The sequence below is a fragment of the Chryseobacterium populi genome, assembly GCF_000282115.1.
Taxonomy (GTDB): domain Bacteria; phylum Bacteroidota; class Bacteroidia; order Flavobacteriales; family Weeksellaceae; genus Chryseobacterium; species Chryseobacterium populi.
The window spans coordinates 19,040-34,049 of sequence record NZ_AKJY01000068.1; the positions used below are offsets into that span (position 1 = coordinate 19,040).

A 15,010-nucleotide genomic window follows, 5' to 3' on the forward strand; every position below is an offset into this window, starting at 1 on the left:
TTATACCAATCGGTATATTATTGGTTAAAAAAAATTATGCTCTTAATTCTTGTTCAATAATTCGCTCTATTCTGTTTACTGCCAATTGAAAATACTTTGGATCATTCATTGTTTTGGCTAACAAAAGATTTCCTTCAACAATACTATAAATCAAAGTTGCATATTCTTCGGCGTTAGCTTTTTGAGTAAACTCTTTGTTGGCTTGTCCTTTTTCAATGGTTGATGTGAGCAAAGCAATAAATCGCCTTACGTTTCTGCGAACAGGTTCTCTTAAAAACGTCAAATAGTCATCGGCTTCAACAGAAGCATTGAGCATTGGGCAACCACCAATTTTGAATACCGTCTGCCATCTTTCTACATAATAATTTGCGTAAGCAAGCAAGCCTTCTTTTGCCGTTGCCGAATTGGAAATTATTTCGTTTACACGCCCGATTATTTGCGAGCAACTGTATTCAAATGAAGCAATAGCCAACTCATTTTTATCTGAAAAATTACCGTAAATAGCCCCTTTGGTTAGTTTGGTTACTCCTGTATATCGGACAGAGAAGTACTTTCATAACCTTTTGTATTGAATAAGGATGCGGATTTCTGAATGATAAATTCCCTTGTTCTTTCTGCCTTTGACATTGCTCGTATAATATTAAAGTAAAGTAATCGGGTGTAAAGATATAAAAATAATATACCAATCGGTATATTATTTTTATATCTTAATATTTTTTATATTTCAGAAAGCGTATTCCAAAAAGCATCCTCATCTTCTATCTTTTCTGAAAACAACCAAACTTCTTTTATTTTATCGTCTTCAATCCTCAATAGATCCACACCTTTCATTGAAAGTGTTTTCCCTTCTTTTTCTGCTTTAAAATGAATGGAAGCAACTACAAGATTTCCATTATCCGCTGTGTATTCGACATCGTCAATGGCGAAAGTGCCATTGCTCCATTTCATAAAATCCCCCAAGTGAGCAAATAGTTCTGCTTTTCCATTATAAGTTCCAGATTGAACTCCATTTCCTGGCTGATGCCATATTACATCATCTGCAAATAAACTTCCTACGGTATCAAAGTCCCCTTTGGCTACGGCATCAAAATACGATTGAACGATTTTTACATTTTTTGACATACTATTTTAATTTTTTGAGTTAATAAACATTCTGTAAATGTCTAACTTTGCTTTCTATTATACAAGTACCTACCTAAAGGTGTGGTACTTACAAAAAGTTAATAATAATTGATTATCAATCACATACTATGAATATAAATATTTCTGACAAAAACTGCCCATTACGAAAAACGCTTGAAATCATTGGCGGCAAATGGACAATGCTTATTATTTTCCAAATCAATGAACGAACTATCCGCTATGGGGAACTTAAACGCTGTATTGTCGGCATCAGCGAAAAAATGCTGATTGGTCAACTAAAATTTTTATGTGATAAGGGAATTGTTCACAAAAAATCATATCCTGAAATTCCTCCAAAAGTAGAATACACTTTGACGGATAGAGGAAAAGAATTACTGCCAATTATCAATCAAATTATACAATTTGGCATCAATCATAATCTTTAAAAAACCACTTATCAATTAAGGATTGACAGTTATGATTGAACATTGCCTTTCTCATTTTTGTTGTACCAAATACTGTAAATCCGGGTCATTTTTAATTTTTTCCAGCTCACTTTCGATAATCTGTACAATATCCAGTTTTATCTGGCGGTAATTGCTTTCGATTTGCTGTTTCATTTTATCCTTGCCATGCTCGTCTACAAAAGATAAGATTTGAGGTGTCTGTCTTCTGATAGACTTTGGTTTCGACAACTACTTTCTAATTATCGATAACGATTTCAGCGTGGAATATTTTTTGCTCAATGCATTCATCAAAATTATCCGAAATAGAACCAACAAACATACCCTATATTAAATTTGAGATTTTGGAAGCCAGAATTACACTGTCTACTTGTGTCAATATAGAAGTAGATTTATCGTTACGGTTGATGGTCATGCTTTGGCATTTTCTCACAATAGTCTACTGACTACATACTTAAGACTTTCTGAATAACCTAATTTTTCTTGTCATCGTACTGACAAGAAATTTCTCTATTTGTTGCATTTTTTTTATATTTGTGATGAGCTAACGGAAACACGTTGAAAAGCAAAGCAATAAGCACCGTTACCAAATCGTTACCTGACTTCTTTGATTATCCCTATAAAAGCCTTGTATTCAGCCGATACAGCTTTTTTCTGAAAACTTTAAAATACAAAAATTAGAAAATTTGGTGTATTAAGATGAAAAATTGAGGTGCCTGTATCCAATACAGGCACCTCTTTATATGAATGTGTTTTATTTCACTATTTATTGTAAAACAAATTTTGCTAACGGAGCCATTTTAGCCTTATTTAATGTTAAAGTATTGCTGTTAACTGAATAATTATCAGCAGCTAATAAAGCTTTTGTAAACAACTGCTCTGTTTCCAGATCATCACAGGCAATCATGGTAGACATACCCTGATTAAATTTTATGCGCATAGCTTCCTGCTTTATCTCAAAAGTTCCGCCAACTCCGTTGCACCCTCCATGCCCGGAATATCTCATGTCAGCCATATTTAATGAAAAATAAGGGACACTTTTAGGGTTCTTAAGCTGTATGGGCTTCCCATTGATTTCCGTAAGTTTCCATGTTTTCCCGGTGATGTCATTATCTTTTGACGATACAGGCTTGCTTGTACAGGCTGCCAAAAAAAAGATTAATAAAAAGGTTGTTAAAATTTTCATAGTTATTATTTTAAGTTAATAAGATGCCATTTTCGTTGCCCCTGATTCTTTTTTATCAACTTTGTGATGGAAGAGAACCATATCAACATTTCTTTTTAAAAAGGTAATGTTACCTCTGATATTTGAATATTGATATTCGGAATTAGATGCAGTGTAATCCGGCAGATCATCGCTTTTGGTAAGCTCATAAGTTTTGCCGTCCAGATGCACAGTCGCTGTATTCATTGTATGATTAATGGATACTTCTATTTTGTCCCCGAAATTATCTGTATAGATATCTTTAACGATGTCATCAGTGGTTGTGGGAGTATTGACGACGACCTCTGGCTCTTTTCCCGGGTGTTTACACGCTGTTACAGAAATGGCAGCAAGGCCAAGAATAATGAATGGTACTAATTTTTTCATAAGAATAAGTGATTAAGTGTTTCATGAATTAAGTGTTGAATTTGTATAAATTTACGATTATTTTATTTAATATGTGTTAAATTTTTATAAAATATTTGGAAATTCTTATTTTTTCAATTTGATGCTTTCTCCATAATTGATACTGTATCCGGCTTCAGATCAGGTTTAAAAAATCTGAAAAAATCCCTAATAAAATAATATCCATCGTATTTCAGCTTATTTAAAGGAGAGTTAAATTTTGTTAATCTATATAAGACTATTCAAATCTAAGCTTACATTTGCAACTTCAAAATGAGAAATTATATCGTATATTTTTTGACTGCTTTATTTCTGCTTTTTATAGTAGAAAGCAAGATCAACGTCAAGACTTTACAAGGCAACTATTCAGACCATGTTTCTCATAATATGCCTAAAAAAGCGAACCGTTTAAACCAAACCTACGAAAAGCTCTCTGTACAGCAGGCTCCGGATGATGTTGGGAATGTCTATTCACTGGAACTTACGGAAGATGATTTCCAGCTGTCAGACACCTTACAGGATATTGTAGTTTTTGCGACTGTTTTTACACTGGTTTATATTTTCGGTTTAAAAAGCTTTAAAAGTTCAAAGCCAACTATTCATGGCTTTTTATCTGATTTTTCTACCGTAAAAAAATTCATTCTGATACGTTCTATCAGAATTTAAAATTCATTTTTCGATTATATTTTCTGCCCTTTATTTGGGGCGGGAAATAGCTTATGTTGTGTATGCCGGTAATCATCACAGCATTATTTTCTCTATTACTATTTTTTATTTCAAACAAACATTAACGATTTATATAAACTCTAGAATTATGATGAAAAGAGTTGTCGCAAGTATTGCGCTAAGCGGTCTTTTGTTGTTCGGCTGCAACAAGAAAAAAGAAGAAAAAGAAGAAGCTGCAATTTATCCTGTAACCACTCCGGTAGTGATGGATACGGTGATTGACAAGGAATATGTCGCCCAGATCAGATCTGTAAAAAACATTGAGGTTCGTGCACAGGAGAAAGGTTTCCTTGAAAAAATTTATGTAGACGAAGGTCAGTACGTACGCCAGGGGCAGACGTTATTCCGGATTATGCCTAAATTGTATCAGGCAGAGCTATTAAAAGCCCGGGCAGAAGTAGCCCAGGCTACTATTGAGCTGAAAAACGCAAGTACATTAGCAAACAACAACATTGTCTCCAAAAACGAAAAAGCAATGGCAAAAGCTAAGCTGGATGCCGCCAATGCAGAAGCAAAGCTGGCCCAGATCCACCTGTCATTCACTGACATTAAAGCTCCATTTTCAGGAATCATTGACAGACTACCTTTGAAATTAGGAAGCTTAATTGATGAAGGAGATTTGTTAACATCTTTATCTGATAACACTGATATCTATACCTATTTCAATGTTTCTGAGCCGGAATATTTAAGCTATCAGACGCATGCGGCAGACAGGGGAAGCAACCATGTCTCATTGGTGATGGCCAATGGTGATATATTCCCTCAAAAAGGAGAAGTTCAGACAATCGAAGGGGAATTTGACAATGAAACAGGAAATATCGCTTTCAGAGCAAAATTCCCTAACCCGAATAAATTATTAAGGAACGGAGAAACAGGGAAAATAAGAATGACTTTACCGTTGAAAAATGCTTTGATCATTCCTCAAAAAGCGACCTATGAAATCCAGGATCAAAAATATGTTTTCGTCATTGATAAAAATGGTGTGGCAAGATCTAAAAATATTAAAATAGCTTATGAGCTTCCGGATGTTTATATTGTAGCATCTGGACTTTCAACAGGAGATAAAATATTACTGGAAGGTGTTCAGAAAGTGAAAGACGATCAGAAAGTTCAGACAAAGGCTCAGGACCCGAAAAAAGTTCTTCAATCATTGAAATTAAAAGCTGAATAGAAGGTATACGATAATTGATCATATAAGCTGTTCAAATTAATCATTTATCATCCATCATTAATAATTTATCATTATTTTTATGTTTAAGAAGTTTATTCGCAGACCTGTTCTGTCTATCGTAATCTCTTTGATTATCGTATTTATGGGAGTTTTATCTCTGGTTAAGTTACCGGTTACTCAATTCCCGTCCATTTCACCACCAAAAGTAAACATCACCGCAGAATATCCAGGTGCCAACAACGAACTGCTGATCAAATCCGTGGTGATCCCGTTAGAACGAGGGTTGAATGGAGTGCCGGGAATGAAATATATGACGTCTGATGCCGGAAATGATGGGGAAGCTTCTATTCAGGTAGTTTTCGATTTGGGAACTGACCCGAATGTAGCAGCCGTGAATGTTCAGAACCGTGTTTCTTCCGTGGTTAACAAACTCCCGCCGCTGGTAGTGCGTGAAGGAGTGAAAATTACCCGTGAAGAACCTAATATGCTGATGTATATCAACCTGTATAGCGACGATCCGAAAGCTGACCAGAAGTTTCTTTTCAATTATGCAGATATCAATGTAATGTCTGAATTGAGAAGGGTAAGCGGAGTTGGTTTCGCAGATATCCTGGGAACAAGAGAATATGCCATGCGTATCTGGCTTAAACCGGACAGGTTAACGGCTTACAACATTTCAGCAGATGAAGTAATGGAATCGTTGAACCAGCAAAGCTTGGAGGCATCTCCGGGTAAAACGGGGGAAAGTTCCGGTAAAAGATCTCAGTCATTTGAATATATTTTAAAATATCCGGGTCGTTTTAATAATGAAAAAGATTATGGCAATATCATCCTTAAAGCAAAGCCTGACGGAGAATTTATCAGATTAAAAGATGTTGCAGATATCGAATTTGGCTCTTCGATGTATGATATTTATTCCACACTGAATGGTAAACCTTCTGCAGCGATCACGGTAAAGCAATCTTATGGTTCCAATGCAAGTGACGTTATCAAAAACGTAAAATCTTTGATGGCGGAATTACAGAAAACCACATTCCCGAAAGGAATGCACTACGACATCAGCTATGACGTTTCAAGATTCCTGGATGCATCAATTGAAAAAGTAGTTCATACCTTATTTGAAGCCTTTATTTTGGTGGCAATCGTAGTATTCCTTTTCCTGGGAGACTGGCGTTCAACATTGATTCCTGCGTTAGCAGTTCCGGTATCATTGGTTGGTACTTTTGCGGTGATGTCCGCTTTTGGAATTACGTTAAATATGATCTCGCTTTTTGCCCTCGTAATGGCCATCGGGGTTGTAGTCGATGATGCAATTGTGGTTATTGAAGCCGTTCATGCTAAGATGGAAGAGAAACACCTGTCTCCATTAAAAGCGACAGAAGAAGCAATGCATGAAATCAGCGGAGCAATCATAGCGATTACTCTGGTAATGGCATCCGTATTCATACCGATTGCGTTTATGTCTGGTCCGGTTGGGGTTTTCTATCGTCAGTTTTCCATTACAATGGCTTCTGCAATTATTCTGTCAGGAGTTGTAGCCCTGACATTGACACCGGCTTTATGTGCTTTAATCTTAAAAAATAACCATGGAAAACCAAAGAGAAGAACTCCGATCACAATTTTCCTGGATAAATTCAATGGTTTATTTACAAAAGGAGCCGGGAAGTATGAAAAAATGTTGAATAAGACAGTCAAGAAGAAAACAGTTACGCTTCCATTATTATTGGCTTTCTGTGCTGCAACATTCTTCCTGAGCAACTCACTTCCATCAGGATTTATTCCTGCAGAAGATCAGGGAATGATTTATGCGATTATCCAGACACCACCGGGTTCTACATTAGAAAGAACGAATCAGATTGCTAAAGAGCTGTTAAGAGAATCTGAAGATATTGACGGAGTACAGTCCGTTTCTTCATTGGCAGGTTATGAAATCCTTACAGAAGGTACAGGTTCCAACTCTGGTACTTGTTTAATTAACCTTAAAAGTTGGGATGAGCGTTCAGAATCTGCTGCAGAAATTATAGAAAAGCTTGAAGAAAAAGCCAAAAATATTCCGGGAGCAAATATAGAATTCTTCCAGCCACCGTCGATTCCTGGGTATGGTGCCGCCGGTGGTTTCGAACTCCGCTTGCTTGATAAAGCAGGAAGTGGAGACTACCAGAAAATGGAAAAAGTAAGTAATGACTTTGTGAGGGAGCTGAAAAAACGTCCCGAACTGGGTTCTGCATTTACATTCTATTCAGCAAGTTTCCCTCAGTATATGTTGAGAGTGGATAATGATCTTGCCGAACAAAAAGGGGTGACGATCGAAAATGCGATGGATAACTTGTCTACTTTAATAGGTTCCAACTATGAGACAAGTTTTATCCGTTTCGACAGACCTTATAAAGTCATTGTACAGGCAGGGCCGCAATATCGTGCATTGCCGACGGATCTGTTGAAATTATATGTTAAAAATGATAAAGACCAGATGGTTCCGTATTCAGACTTTATGCACTTGGAAAAAGTTTATGGTTTATCAGAGATCACGAGACATAATATGTATAATTCATCTGAGGTAAGTGGGACGCCTGCACCGGGTTACAGTTCAGGACAGGCAATTGCGGCCATTAAAGAAGTGGCAGACAAAACACTTCCGAGAGGTTTCGGTATCGACTGGGCAGGTATCTCTAAGGATGAGGTGAGCCGTGGGAATGAAGCGATATTTATCTTCTTGGTGTGTTTAGGATTCGTTTATCTGATTCTTTCCGCACAGTATGAAAGTTTTATTCTTCCGTTACCGGTGATTCTTTCATTGCCGACGGGTATTTTCGGAGCTTTCTTATGCTTAAAATTATTAGGGTTGGAAAATAACATTTATGCTCAGGTGGCAATGGTCATGTTGATCGGGCTATTAGGTAAAAATGCAGTGTTAATTGTTGAATTTGCAGTTCAGAAGAAAGCGGAGGAAGGAATTCCGGTAACGCAGGCTGCCATTGAAGGAGCAGCCATTCGTTTCCGTCCGATTTTGATGACATCATTTGCATTCATTGCAGGTTTGATTCCATTGGTAATGGCGACAGGGCCGGGTGCGATTGGTAACCGGACGATTGGTACTGCCGCAGCAGGAGGTATGCTGATCGGAACAGTTTTCGGGCTGATAATTATTCCGGGACTGTATTATATTTTTGGAACAATTGCAGAAAGATCGAGACTGGCAAGATATGAAGAAGAAAACCCTTTAACTGAACAAACAGAACCTTATCAACACGATGACAAACATGAAGATTTATAATAAAAGATATATTGCAGCCATTGCCTTATCGCTTCTTTTAGCAAGCTGTAAGGCGCCAATGGCGACCGTTATAAAAGATGACGTGAAAGAAAATGTGCCTCAGAACTTTAATCAGGAAGATCAGGGTGATGCAAATAACAACAGCGGAACAACACCCTGGAGACAGTTTTTTACTGATCCGAATTTAGTAAGCTTAATTGAAACTGCTCTGAAAAACAATCAGGAATTACTGATTACCCTTCAGGAAATTGAAATTGCAAAAAGTGGAGTCCTTTATAAAAAAGGAAAATTAAGCCCTACGGTAGCTGCAAAATTAGGAGCGGGTGTAAGTAAAGCCGGCCGTTATACCAGTGAAGGTGCCGGTGATGCCACTACGGAAATTGAACCCGGAAAAGAAATGCCGGATCCGCTGGGAAATTTTGAAGGAGGATTAATGGCAAACTGGGAAATTGATATCTGGAAAAAATTAAGAACGGAAAAAGAAGCTGCTGTTGCCCATTACCTGTCTACTGTAGAAGGAAAAAACTTTGTGCTTTCCAATCTTATTGAAGAGGTAGCTGACAACTATTATGAATTATTAGCACTCGACAACCAACTGGATATTATTCAGCAGTATATCAAACTTCAGGAAAGAGCGCTGGAGATTTCTAAAATCCAGAAACAGGCCGCAGCTGCCACAGAGCTGGCCGTGAAGAAATTTGAAGCGGAGCTGGCAAAATCTAAAGCAGCAGAATATACCATCCGCCAGGAAATTACCGAAAAGGAAAATGGAATTAATGCACTTTTAGGGAGATATCCGCAGCCTATTGTAAGAACGAAGGAAAGCTTTATGTCTACGATTCCACAGACCGTTTATACCGGAATTCCGTCACAGCTGCTGGCGAATCGTCCGGATATTAAGCAGGCAGAGCTTGAATTAAAATCTTCAAAGCTTGATGTGGAGGCTGCAAGAAAAGAATTCTATCCTTCATTGGAAATTTCTGCAACATTGGGACTGGAAGCATTTAAGCCATCTTATCTAGTGAAAATGCCCGAATCTATCGCCTATAACCTTGCAGGAGAACTGGCAGGGTCACTCATTAATAAAAGTGCGATAAAAGCTAATTTTCAAACTGCAGATGCCAAACAGATTCAGTCGTTGTATGAATATGATAAAACGATACTGAATGCCTATCTGGATGTTGCCAATCTGATGTCTAAAGTAAAGAATATAGACCAGTATTATAAGCTGAAATCTGAGGAAACACATGCCCTGGATCAGTCAATTGATATAGCCAATCAGTTATTTAAAAATTCAAGGGCAGATTATCTTGAGGTTCTTCTGAATCAAAGAGATGCTTTGGATGCTAAAATGGAACTGATTGAAGCTAAACAAAAACAGCTGAGTACAGTTGTAGATATTTATAAGAGCTTAGGCGGAGGCTGGAAGTGATTATAAATCCTTAATGTTTTTTGAGAGAGGAGGCTGCCATATGACAGCCTCTTTTTATATTGTTTTGTGCTTTAAAAGTTGTTAAAAAACAAAAGGGTCCGGCGGATCCCGGACCCTTTGCAATTTACCTGCAAATAGCAACTAAATTATATATTTACATGGTTGTTAGTTTTTAATTATAAAAATGAAAAGTCTTTCCTGGGATATTTTAAATTTAGTTTTTTGTTTTCCAGTGGCTTCCTGTTTTTATTGGTGGATCGCCCTCCTGTATGCTGTCCTGTATTGTTTTTCCAGTTGTTTTATTTTCCTTGAAAACTGTTTCGGATCTTTGGAAATCATTGTCATCATCCTGTCTGCAGGATATTAATGTTGCAGAATAAAATAAAATAATTAATACTAAGGATATTTTTAATGAGATAAACTTTTTCATATAATTTCAGAGTTATAAAGGTTATCCCGGCCAGGTTATATTGTTTCAGAATTCTGAGTTCGAAATTATACTCATAAAACCATAAAAAAAAGCACTTGTTGTCTCTATTCGGAAATTGAGACGTCCTAATTAATGAATTAGGACTTATTTAAAATATTGTAAATCAGTTATTTGTATTTAAAATTTAAATAATGGAGATTATGCTTATTAATTCAATATTGAATGATAAAAATTAAATGATTTTATGTAATTTTGATGTCAAACGATCCCTGATAATTATTTAAATGTGATAAAAAAACTACCATATATACTATCTCTATTAATTTTTCAACTTTTCTTTTCTCAGGAAGGGTATAGCGAGTATTATAAACTGAGAACGAAATATGAAAATTTCGAAGAAAATAACCCCAAAGCATTTCCTTACATTCAATCCTATATCAATAAAGCAAAGACTGAAAAGAACTATGAGAAATTAGTACAGGGATATAAAGACGGGATTTTTTACTCGCCGTCTAATGAAAAAAAGATCATTTATGCAGACAGTGCCATCGGGGCTGCAAAATTATCTGACAGTAAAGACCTGATAGGGATTGCTTATTTAGAAAAAGGAATTATTTATTACTATCATTATAAAAGGTTCCAGTCTGCCCTTAATGAATATTTACTGGCTTACGAATACACAAAGAATACAGAAAATGAATTTTTAAAATTTCAGAACCTGTACCATATTGGTGTTGTAAAAAGCTATCTGGGGTATTATCAGGAAGCTTCCGAAATGTTTAAACAATGCATTGCCCACTATCTGCCGAAAACAAAGTCAGATCTGCACCCGAATGAAATTTACAACAATAAAAAAGGATACCTGAACAGCTTACATCAGCTTATTATCTGTTACCGGAACCTGGGGAAACTTAAAGAAGCAGATGCAGCAATAGAAACCGGTCTTGCTGAAACGGGAAATGATAAAGATTATATCCAGGAAAAAGGCTATTTTCTGCTTTGTAAAGGGATTTCAGATTATAAAAAGAATCAGTACCAATCAGCTTTGGATCATTTAGATCAGTCAAGGTTTCCTATTAAAGATAAAGGAGATTTTGCATGGCTGTCAGTAGATTATTTTTACATGGGTAAAAGCTATGCAGGTCTAAAAAATAACCCGGAATCTATCTCTTATTTTAAAAAGGTTGATTCTATTTTCCAGAAGCATCAGTTTATTCTTCCCGAATTAAGAGAAAACTATGAAATTCTTATCAATCATTACAAAAAAGAAGGCGATCAGGAGCAACAGCTGTATTATACAGGTCAGCTTTTAAAAGCAGATAGTGTTATTTCAAAAGATTTTGTTTATTTGTCGCCCAAAATTCATAAAGAATATGATACAAAAACGTTATTGGAAGAAAAGAGTAAACTGGAGAAAGTCAATTCCTGGGGGAGCTGGATTATTACCGGATTGATTATTCTGGCGGTTGGCTTAATTATCTTATTGATCATCAGGTATCGGAAAGAAAAGAATATTCAGAAAAAATATATTTTACTGGAAGAACGGTTTATCCTGCATCAAAATGCATTAAGTGAGAAATCTCTTACCACCGCGGAAGAGAAAAAAGCAGGGCCGGATGAAAACAAAGTAGAAGAACTGCTGAGAAAGCTGAAAAGGTTTGAAGACAAGAAAGAATTTACTCAAAAAGGCCTCACCATTCATAAGCTGGCCGGTCAGCTGGGAACCAATTCAAATTATCTTTCACAGGTGATCAATGACTGTAAAGGGGTTAATTTTAATAAATACCTGAGCGAACTAAGGATCAATTATATAACCGTTCTGCTTTTTGAAGATAAAAAATACCTGAAATACGGAATTGAAACACTGGCCAAAGAATGTGGAATTGCTTCCAGACAGAATTTTTCAGACTTATTTTATGAAATTAATGGTATCCGGCCTACTGATTTTATCAGGAAAAGAAAATATGAGCTGGAGAATAAAAATAATTTCCCGACATTGAATCCTATTTAAATAGTCATAATCAGTAAAGCATTGAATTTTCAGTGCTTTTTTATTTCAGATCCAATAATTCCTTCTTTCCGGACATAGGTTTATTATCTTTGTGATAAATCAGGCCATCACAAAATTTAATCACCATGAAAAAAATTCTTTTAATTATCCTAGGAATCCTTATTATCTTAATTGTCATTCTTTTGATCAGGGCATTTACCTATCCATTTAAAAAAGCTCCATCAGTTTCAGAAAATGATCTTAAGTGGGTAAAAAATGATTCTGCCATTCAAAGGCTTTCCGGCGGAATAAAAATTCCAACGGTTTCTACAGGTGAATTAGGTGCTTTTGACTATGACCCGTTTGACAGATTTAAAGAATATTTAAAAAGCTCTTATCCTTTGGTCTATCAGAATACAGAAAATTACGAAATCAATACCCATGCCTTAGTATTCAGGCTTAAAGGAAGTAATCCTGCGCTTGAACCGATTGTATTTCTTTCACATAGTGATGTTGTGCCTCCCGGAGATGCTGACGTAAAAAACAAAGAAGAAAATGTTTTCAGGCCGGATGATAAGCCTTTGCCTGCTGTAACAAAAGTTGCTGAAGATTGGGATTTTGCCCCGTTTTCAGGAGCCGTAGCCAATGGAAGAATCTATGGAAGAGGAACAATAGATATGAAAGGAATGTTGTTCTCTTTACTGGAATCTCTTGACAATATTATTAAAAGCGGGCAGATTCCACAGCGTGATATCTATCTGGCCTTCGGATTTGATGAAGAGGTTGGTGGCCAAAAAGGAGCAGTACAGATTGCAGATTATTTTAAGAAGAAAGGATTAAAGTTTGATGCAGTATATGATGAAGGAGGTTTGATACTGGAAAAAGGAAGCATAAAAGGAATCAATTCTGATGTGGCAGTCATTGGTTGTGCAGAAAAAGGATTTCTGTCCGCAAAAATAAAAGTAAAAGGATTAGGCGGGCATTCCTCGATGCCACCTATGGAAAGCGCAATTGGTAAAGCGGCTGTTATCATGCAGAGGCTGGAAGAAAATCAGATGAAGCCGATGATTACTCCCCTTATCAAAGGTTTTTTTGATAACATTGGCGGATCTATGCCTTTTGCCAACCGGTTGGCTATTTCCAATCAATGGCTTTTAAAACCTCTTTTATTATCCCAGCTGACGAAAAATAATTCCACTAATGCTTTAGTGCGAACGACTACAGCTTTAACGATGATGAAAGGAAGTGCCGGCCCGAATGTACTTTCTCCCGAAGTGGAATTTATTGTAAATTTCAGATTGCTCCCCGGAAATTCTGTTAAAGACGTTAAAGAGCATATTGCCAAAGCCACAGAAGGCTTCGATGTTGAGGTTGAAGAAATCGACAATACAAGAGAGGCTTCGTTGGTGTCATCTTTCAATACCAAAGCTTACCAAATGATAGAGTCGGGGATTAAACAAATTTACCCCGATGCTATAGCGACACCTTATCTCACCATTGCTGCTACGGATGCATATAAGTATCAGATCGTCAGTAACCATATTTACAGGTTCATGCCCGTTAAAATCAACGATCCTGAAAAGCAGAGTATTCACAGTACCAATGAATATATCAGTATAGAAAACTATATGAAGATGATTCATTATTTTGAATATATAATGAGGAATTATGATAAGTAGTTGAAAGTTGACAGAAGATATATATTCCAGTCTTTAGAACTTCAAACTTCTGAAAAACTTTTTTTAACACGTCAAGTTTTGTCGCTTTACCGCAATAGTTTTGCTTTATCAAAATACAAAGCTATGGAATTGCCGTTTTATTTAAATTTTAATGAATTTGAAAACCGCTATTATGACAACCTTGAAAAGTGGTTTGAAGAATATCACAATACAAGCGAAACAGATTATCTGAAAAACCTCGTGGAATTATACAGTCCGTATCTGTATTATAACTTTGCGAATGAAAGGCTTCAGGCAGATGCTTCCATTCAGATTAAAGATTGTTTTTTTCCTTACTCCGAAAAAATAGGAATTTCTTTTTGTACAAGTTGTGAAAACGTGAAATCATCTTCTAATGCTTTGAAAAATGAGATGAAACACGTATTCGAATGGAAAACCATTACGATGATGGAATATGCCCAACATATTTTGGACAAGATCAACTGTTATTTTTCTAAAAACAAGGTTTCTCCCAAAGAGAACGAAAATATTTTAGGCTATATAAATAAGTATGAAATTATTACTTCCAGAGAAGGAACAGGTTATTGTGTAAATTATAGCCGGCATCAATCAACAATTCCATTTTTAAAAGCTTATCTGCCGGTTTACGGACAGACTGTTGATATAACATCCTACAGGAATTTCATGCTTTCAATTGTACAGATTGCAGATTTTATTGATCAGAAATTAAAAGTTGTACATGCTTCGGAACATACAATATATACTAAGCTGAAATATGAAGCTAGGTTCAAAGTACAGATGAGCCATCAGTTTTTAACATTATGTAATTAAAAATATCTTCAAACGACACCAAAACATTCAATCATATACTAAATTGTAGTTTGTTCATTATTCATATTTTAATAATGGTCAAATAAAAATCCCGGAAAATAACTCCCGGGATTTCTTTTTGTTTATTCTAATAAGATATATTTTTTCTATACTGCCGGTTCAGCGATCTCAGATATATCCGGTTTGTATCAAATATCTTTCACATATATTTCTATATTCTAAAAACTAACGCATATAGTTTTTTTAACCTATAATTTTTGAATCTAAGTTGTAGTCCTGGAA

At 36.0% G+C, this 15,010-nt stretch carries 13 protein-coding genes and 1 pseudogene; 8 read left to right on the top strand and 6 right to left on the bottom strand.

What is annotated here, in order from left to right:
- Positions 1–34: 34 nt before the first annotated feature.
- Positions 35–472 carry a TetR family transcriptional regulator C-terminal domain-containing protein gene (locus PMI13_RS15650; protein WP_007845427.1) on the bottom strand — a complete coding sequence of 146 codons (438 nt, stop codon included), beginning with the start codon at positions 470–472 and terminating at the stop codon, positions 35–37.
- Between the two features lie 245 nt (positions 473–717).
- Positions 718–1,122, bottom strand: coding sequence for a nuclear transport factor 2 family protein (locus PMI13_RS15655; RefSeq protein WP_007845428.1), 405 nt, complete (start codon positions 1,120–1,122; stop codon positions 718–720).
- Positions 1,123–1,250: 128 nt separating this feature from the next.
- Between PMI13_RS15655 and PMI13_RS15660 the strand changes: the two genes are divergently transcribed.
- Positions 1,251–1,568, top strand: a complete 318-nt coding sequence (locus PMI13_RS15660; RefSeq protein WP_007845429.1) for a winged helix-turn-helix transcriptional regulator — start codon at positions 1,251–1,253, stop codon at positions 1,566–1,568.
- Between the two features lie 51 nt (positions 1,569–1,619).
- On the opposite strand, the pseudogene PMI13_RS20975 reads toward PMI13_RS15660, so the two are convergent.
- The 3 genes and pseudogenes from PMI13_RS20975 to PMI13_RS15675 all read right to left on the bottom strand — a co-directional run.
- Positions 1,620–2,022: pseudogene (locus tag PMI13_RS20975) on the bottom strand (conjugal transfer protein TraG); the annotation flags it as partial.
- Between the two features lie 330 nt (positions 2,023–2,352).
- Complete coding sequence (locus PMI13_RS15670; protein WP_007845430.1) at positions 2,353–2,772, bottom strand: META domain-containing protein; 420 nt, start codon at positions 2,770–2,772, stop codon at positions 2,353–2,355.
- A 15-nt stretch (positions 2,773–2,787) separates the two neighbouring features.
- On the bottom strand, positions 2,788–3,177 hold the full coding sequence (locus PMI13_RS15675; protein ID WP_007845431.1) for a hypothetical protein: 390 nt from the start codon (positions 3,175–3,177) through the stop codon (positions 2,788–2,790).
- A gap of 291 nt (positions 3,178–3,468) precedes the next feature.
- On the opposite strand from PMI13_RS15675, the gene PMI13_RS15680 reads away from it, so the two are divergent.
- The 4 genes from PMI13_RS15680 to PMI13_RS15695 all read left to right on the top strand — a co-directional run bounded on the left by PMI13_RS15680 (position 3,469) and on the right by PMI13_RS15695 (position 9,798).
- Entirely contained in the window at positions 3,469–3,861 is a 393-nt protein-coding gene (locus PMI13_RS15680; RefSeq protein WP_007845432.1) for a hypothetical protein, read from the top strand.
- A 151-nt stretch (positions 3,862–4,012) separates the two neighbouring features.
- A complete protein-coding gene (locus PMI13_RS15685) occupies positions 4,013–5,092 on the top strand; it encodes an efflux RND transporter periplasmic adaptor subunit (protein ID WP_034670394.1) in 1,080 nt (359 codons plus the stop codon).
- A gap of 79 nt (positions 5,093–5,171) precedes the next feature.
- Positions 5,172–8,366 carry an efflux RND transporter permease subunit gene (locus tag PMI13_RS15690; RefSeq protein WP_007845434.1) on the top strand — a complete coding sequence of 1,065 codons (3,195 nt, stop codon included), beginning with the start codon at positions 5,172–5,174 and terminating at the stop codon, positions 8,364–8,366.
- Complete coding sequence (locus tag PMI13_RS15695; RefSeq protein ID WP_007845435.1) at positions 8,353–9,798, top strand: TolC family protein; 1,446 nt, start codon at positions 8,353–8,355, stop codon at positions 9,796–9,798. The genes PMI13_RS15690 and PMI13_RS15695 overlap by 14 nt, the downstream gene beginning before the upstream one ends.
- 214 nt (positions 9,799–10,012) lie before the next feature.
- Here the strand turns inward: PMI13_RS15695 and PMI13_RS15700 are convergent, their stop codons facing one another.
- Positions 10,013–10,228: a hypothetical protein gene (locus PMI13_RS15700; protein WP_034670393.1), complete on the bottom strand. Its 216-nt coding sequence runs from the start codon at positions 10,226–10,228 to the stop codon at positions 10,013–10,015.
- Between the two features lie 286 nt (positions 10,229–10,514).
- Between PMI13_RS15700 and PMI13_RS15705 the strand changes: the two genes are divergently transcribed.
- The 3 genes from PMI13_RS15705 to PMI13_RS15715 all read left to right on the top strand — a co-directional run bounded on the left by PMI13_RS15705 (position 10,515) and on the right by PMI13_RS15715 (position 14,728).
- Positions 10,515–12,239 (top strand): helix-turn-helix domain-containing protein, encoded by a 1,725-nt coding sequence (locus tag PMI13_RS15705; protein ID WP_007845436.1) that lies wholly within the window; start codon positions 10,515–10,517, stop codon positions 12,237–12,239.
- A 125-nt stretch (positions 12,240–12,364) separates the two neighbouring features.
- A complete protein-coding gene (locus PMI13_RS15710; RefSeq protein ID WP_007845437.1) occupies positions 12,365–13,897 on the top strand; it encodes a M20/M25/M40 family metallo-hydrolase in 1,533 nt (510 codons plus the stop codon).
- A 123-nt stretch (positions 13,898–14,020) separates the two neighbouring features.
- Positions 14,021–14,728, top strand: coding sequence for a hypothetical protein (locus tag PMI13_RS15715; RefSeq protein ID WP_156104482.1), 708 nt, complete (start codon positions 14,021–14,023; stop codon positions 14,726–14,728).
- Positions 14,729–15,010: the final 282 nt, after the last annotated feature.

Excerpts from the sequence above, each read along its gene's own strand:
- PMI13_RS15670 (WP_007845430.1), bottom strand. The coding sequence starts at position 2,772 with ATGAAAATTTTAACAACCTTTTTATTAATCTTTTTTTTGGCAGCCTGT.
- PMI13_RS15710 (WP_007845437.1), top strand. The coding sequence starts at position 12,365 with ATGAAAAAAATTCTTTTAATTATCCTAGGAATCCTTATTATCTTAATT.
- PMI13_RS15695 (WP_007845435.1), top strand. The coding sequence starts at position 8,353 with ATGAAGATTTATAATAAAAGATATATTGCAGCCATTGCCTTATCGCTT.
- PMI13_RS15675 (WP_007845431.1), bottom strand. The coding sequence starts at position 3,177 with ATGAAAAAATTAGTACCATTCATTATTCTTGGCCTTGCTGCCATTTCT.
- PMI13_RS15655 (WP_007845428.1), bottom strand. The coding sequence starts at position 1,122 with ATGTCAAAAAATGTAAAAATCGTTCAATCGTATTTTGATGCCGTAGCC.
- PMI13_RS15680 (WP_007845432.1), top strand. The coding sequence starts at position 3,469 with ATGAGAAATTATATCGTATATTTTTTGACTGCTTTATTTCTGCTTTTT.
- PMI13_RS15715 (WP_156104482.1), top strand. The coding sequence starts at position 14,021 with ATGGAATTGCCGTTTTATTTAAATTTTAATGAATTTGAAAACCGCTAT.
- PMI13_RS15700 (WP_034670393.1), bottom strand. The coding sequence starts at position 10,228 with ATGAAAAAGTTTATCTCATTAAAAATATCCTTAGTATTAATTATTTTA.
- PMI13_RS15685 (WP_034670394.1), top strand. The coding sequence starts at position 4,013 with ATGAAAAGAGTTGTCGCAAGTATTGCGCTAAGCGGTCTTTTGTTGTTC.
- PMI13_RS15660 (WP_007845429.1), top strand. The coding sequence starts at position 1,251 with ATGAATATAAATATTTCTGACAAAAACTGCCCATTACGAAAAACGCTT.
- PMI13_RS15690 (WP_007845434.1), top strand. The coding sequence starts at position 5,172 with ATGTTTAAGAAGTTTATTCGCAGACCTGTTCTGTCTATCGTAATCTCT.